A 4345-nucleotide genomic window follows, 5' to 3' on the forward strand; every position below is an offset into this window, starting at 1 on the left:
TAAGACAGTGCAATCTTATTTTACTCTTTCAACTACAGCTTTAAATGCTTCTGGGTGATTCATTGCTAAATCTGCCAAAACCTTACGGTTAAGTTCGATTTCTGCTTTCTTCAATAATCCCATTAATTGAGAGTAAGACACGCCATGCTGTCTAGCACCTGCGTTGATACGTTGAATCCACAAAGCTCTGAATTCTCTTTTCTTCGCTTTACGGTCTCTGTACGCGTACTGAAGTCCTTTCTCGTATTTGTTTTTGGCTACAGTCCATACATTGCTACCTCTTCCGAAGTAACCTCTTGTGGCCTTTAGCACTTTTTTTCTTCTTGCTCTTGACGCTACTGCGTTTACTGATCTAGGCATAGTTTTTTGTTTTTTGACGCTTGGTGTCTCATTTGACTGAGATCTTTTTTACCAAAGTGTCTGGTGAATAAATAAACCTTAATTAATTAAATTTTAAGCTACCGTCGAAAATCAGATTCTCAACATGTCTCTTACTCTACCTTCATCAGACTCATGTACAAGACCAGTTTTGGTCAAGTTATGCTTTCTTTTAGTAGATTTTTTGGTAAGGATGTGGCTTTTGAAAGCGTGTTTCCTTTTGATCTTACCGGTTCCCGTTAAAGCGAACCTCTTCTTTGCACTGGATTTGGTTTTTACTTTTGGCATTTTGCTGTATTTATTTAAGTTGAAATTTATTTTTTACCTGCTTTGGGCGTAATAAAAATGTTCATTCTTTTTCCTTCCATTTTCGGAAGCTGCTCCACTGCTCCTAAATCCTCAAGAGCTTGAGCAAATTTCAACAAAAGCATTTCTCCTCTTTCTTTAAATACAATCGTACGGCCTACAAAATGTACATAGGCTTTAACTTTTGCACCTTCTTTAAGAAAGTTTTGAGCATGCTTTACTTTGAAATTAAAATCATGTTCATCCGTATTAGGACCGAATCTAATTTCTTTCAAAACAACTTTCGCAGCGTTAGCTTTGATTTCTTTTTGCTTCTTTTTCTGCTCGTACTTAAACTTTGCATAGTCAAGAATCTTACAAACTGGGGGATCAACATTAGGTGAAATCTCTACAAGATCCAGGTCATTTTCCTGAGCAAGCTTTATAGCCTTGTCAGTTTGAAGTAGTGCGTTGCCTCCTTCTACGAAGTCACCAACAACTCTTACTTCACGTGCTCTTATTTTCTGGTTTACTTTATAAGGTTCTTCTTGCCGACCTCTATACGGTTGTCTGTTGTTTCTCAAGTTTGATTAGTTGTTTTTATGAAATTGCCTGCAAATATCGGAATTATTTCTAATTAAGAAAAGAACAATCGATTATTACCAATTTATGGCTTACTAAGCGATGCTGAAATAATCCCATTAAAATACTTTATAAACTCCTCCGGAGAGTAGTTACCGATGTCGCCTTCACCATGCTTTCTTACAGAAAGTATTCGTTCTTCTTGCTCCTTCTCCCCTACAATCAACATAAACGGCACTTTCTTTACCTCAGAGTCACGGATCTTACGACCAATTTTCTCGTCTCTATTATCTATGGAACCTGTGATTCCTACATCTTCTAAAATAGCTTTTATTTCTTCAGCATACCCAACATACTTCTCAGAAATTGGAAGAATATTGATTTGTTCTGGCGAAAGCCACAATGGGAAGTTGCCTGCACAGTGTTCTATCAAAACTGCTACAAATCGCTCCAAAGAACCAAATGGAGCTCTATGGATCATCACAGGTCTGTGCTTTTGGTTATCCGAACCTATGTATTCCAACTGGAATCGTTCTGGTAAGTTATAATCTACTTGGATAGTTCCCAACTGCCATTTTCTTCCCAAAGCGTCTTTGACCATAAAGTCCAATTTAGGACCATAAAAAGCTGCTTCTCCAAGTTCGGTAACTGTTTCCAACCCTTTCTCTGCGGCCGCTTCAATAATGGCTGATTCAGCCTTATTCCAGTTTTCATTACCACCGATATATTTGGATGAATTCTCTGGGTCTCTCAAAGAAATCTGTGCCGTGTAATCTTCAAATCCTAATGCTTTGAATACATAAAGCACCAAATCAATTACTTTGATAAACTCCTCTTTTACTTGATCAGGTCTACAGAAGATATGTGCATCATCCTGAGTAAATCCTCGAACGCGGGTCAAACCATGTAATTCACCACTTTGCTCATATCTGTAAACAGTTCCAAATTCCGCATATCGGATTGGCAACTCTTTATAAGAGTGTGGCTTATGCTTGTATATTTCGCAGTGATGCGGGCAGTTCATCGGTTTCAACAAAAACTCCTCCCCTTCATGTGGAGTAGTAATTGGCTGAAATGAATCCTTACCATATTTCTCGTAGTGACCAGAAGTTTCATACAAAACCTTGTGACCGATATGAGGAGTAGTAACTTGTTGATAACCGGACTTATCCTGAGCCTTTTTCATGAAATTAATCAGGCGCTCTCGCAATAAGGTACCCTTTGGCAACCAAAGCGGAAGTCCCATTCCTACTTTTTCAGAGAAAGTGAATAATTCTAATTCTCTTCCAAGTTTTCTATGGTCACGCTTTTTAGCTTCTTCTATGAGCGTCAGGTATTCGGTAAGTTCTTTCGCTTTAGGAAAAGTCACCCCATAAATACGAGTCAGCATTTTACGGTTCTCGTCTCCTCGCCAATATGCCCCAGCTATGTTTGTGAGCTTTACAGCCTTTACAAAACCAGTATTCGGAATATGAGGACCACGACAAAGATCTACAAAGTTGCCTTGCTGATAGAACGTAATGGAACCATCTTCCAGTCCTTCAAGCAAATCCAATTTGTACTCATCCCCTTTCTTCTGGAAATAGTCAATTGCATCTTTTTTGGAAACATCTGATCGGATGTACTCATTCTTCTCCCGAGCCAATTCGATCATTTTCTTCTCGATGTCTTCGAGTTCAGAGCCATCCAAGGTTTTATCACCGAAATCTACATCATAATAGAAACCAGTTTCAATTGGAGGTCCGATACCAAATTTGATTCCTGGGTGAAGTGCTTCCAAAGCTTCCGCCAACAAGTGAGCGGAGGAATGCCAAAAGGTATTCTTGCCTTCTCCATCATTCCAAGTCAATAATTGGACTTTAGAATCTTCGTTGATTGCACGGGTTGCGTCCCAAACCTGTCCATTTACTTTAGCGGCTAGAACATTTCTGGCTAAACCCTCGCTGATACTGGCAGCAATCTGTAGTCCTGTTGTTCCTTTTTCAAACACCTTCACGGAGCCATCCGGAAGGGTAATGTTAATTTCTTGTGACATGTGTAATTATTCTCTGCCCATACAAACAGGCATTTGGTTTAAGTTGCAAATATGCAAATAGCACCCGCAACCAAAAAATTTATCGAGAGGGAATATGTAAATGAGAGCTTATTTTTATAATTATCTACGTCCAATAGTTATTGCACCAATAAAAAGATCCTATTTTCTATGATTTCTGGACTGGAAGACCGGAGACGGATGACCGAAATACTCTAAAAAATACGCCAAATTTTTAGAAGCATTCTAATTGCCTATAAGTATCTAAAAACTCTTTCCAAAACTCAATCCTGCAAATCTCGGGTCAAAGTTCCATTCTTCTCTTCCTCCAACAGGAACATTAAAAAATGGCGTATAACCAACCCTAAAAAAAAATCCACCCTCAGGTTTCTGGAACCTGTACCCTATTCTTAAGGGAATAATTGCACCAAAAACCACTTTATCGACATTTTCAAATGTTTCCTGATCAAAATATATACTATTGTCTAAGTAAGAAGTAACTCCAGCACCCAATTCCAAATGATGGTTTGACTTACCATAGAATGCTGTTAGTTCAATTGGTATAGCTGGGAGCCATTTTGTATTAGAACTTGATCCCTGATACCACATGGAGAACCCTGCACTTGCACTTAGCTTTACCTTCCCTTTTTGATGGAAAACTCTCCCATAAGTAAAGGCATATTGTCCCGCATTCCCCCCTAGATCTAAATAGACTACATTTTTTGCAGTAAAGGTCTCTGCCTTGGATTGGGCATGGCTTTCAATAGAAATGGAAAAAAATATAGCACAAATAATAGCTAAAAAAGGCTTGAATAAAGTTCTTTTATCTTTCATTCAACTAAAATAAAAAAAATCGACTAAAGAATTATTTGTGCACTTATTTTTACCGCAAATGGCTTTGCTTCAGGACTATCTAAATATGTCATTCTATGGAAGAAATCTACTCGGAAAAACTTAAAGATATTTTCGATTCCATAGCCAAGCTCCACATATGGTTTTGTCGGATCCAGCCTTCCAAAAGTTTCCAATGGATTGCCCTCAGGATCCATATCAGGTACATTTTGGATA

General features: G+C 38.3%; 6 protein-coding genes. All 6 read right to left on the reverse strand.

Annotation, left to right across the window (positions count from 1 at the left end; translation table 11 throughout):
• Positions 1-15 precede the first annotated feature (15 nt).
• Positions 16-360, reverse strand: coding sequence for a 50S ribosomal protein L20 (gene rplT, locus Q0L68_RS16935; protein WP_296705416.1), 345 nt, complete (start codon positions 358-360; stop codon positions 16-18).
• A gap of 111 nt (positions 361-471) precedes the next feature.
• The gene (gene rpmI, locus Q0L68_RS16940) at positions 472-666 is read right to left on the reverse strand and encodes a 50S ribosomal protein L35 (protein WP_091691841.1); all 195 of its coding nucleotides are present in this window, start codon (positions 664-666) and stop codon (positions 472-474) included.
• Between the two features lie 26 nt (positions 667-692).
• The gene (infC, locus tag Q0L68_RS16945) at positions 693-1247 is read right to left on the reverse strand and encodes a translation initiation factor IF-3 (protein ID WP_296705420.1); all 555 of its coding nucleotides are present in this window, start codon (positions 1245-1247) and stop codon (positions 693-695) included.
• Positions 1248-1330: 83 nt separating this feature from the next.
• Positions 1331-3280: a threonine--tRNA ligase gene (gene thrS / locus Q0L68_RS16950; protein WP_296705421.1), complete on the reverse strand. Its 1950-nt coding sequence runs from the start codon at positions 3278-3280 to the stop codon at positions 1331-1333.
• Between the two features lie 261 nt (positions 3281-3541).
• Positions 3542-4111 (reverse strand): hypothetical protein, encoded by a 570-nt coding sequence (locus tag Q0L68_RS16955; protein ID WP_296705422.1) that lies wholly within the window; start codon positions 4109-4111, stop codon positions 3542-3544.
• A 23-nt stretch (positions 4112-4134) separates the two neighbouring features.
• Positions 4135-4345: hypothetical protein (locus Q0L68_RS16960; RefSeq protein ID WP_296705423.1), on the reverse strand; the 211-nt coding region annotated here is incomplete at its 5' end.

Source organism: Algoriphagus sp. (assembly GCF_024642405.1).
Lineage (GTDB): Bacteria > Bacteroidota > Bacteroidia > Cytophagales > Cyclobacteriaceae > Algoriphagus.

Excerpts from the sequence above, each read along its gene's own strand:
- rplT (WP_296705416.1), bottom strand. The coding sequence starts at position 360 with ATGCCTAGATCAGTAAACGCAGTAGCGTCAAGAGCAAGAAGAAAAAAA.
- rpmI (WP_091691841.1), bottom strand. The coding sequence starts at position 666 with ATGCCAAAAGTAAAAACCAAATCCAGTGCAAAGAAGAGGTTCGCTTTA.
- thrS (WP_296705421.1), bottom strand. The coding sequence starts at position 3,280 with ATGTCACAAGAAATTAACATTACCCTTCCGGATGGCTCCGTGAAGGTG.
- Q0L68_RS16955 (WP_296705422.1), bottom strand. The coding sequence starts at position 4,111 with ATGAAAGATAAAAGAACTTTATTCAAGCCTTTTTTAGCTATTATTTGT.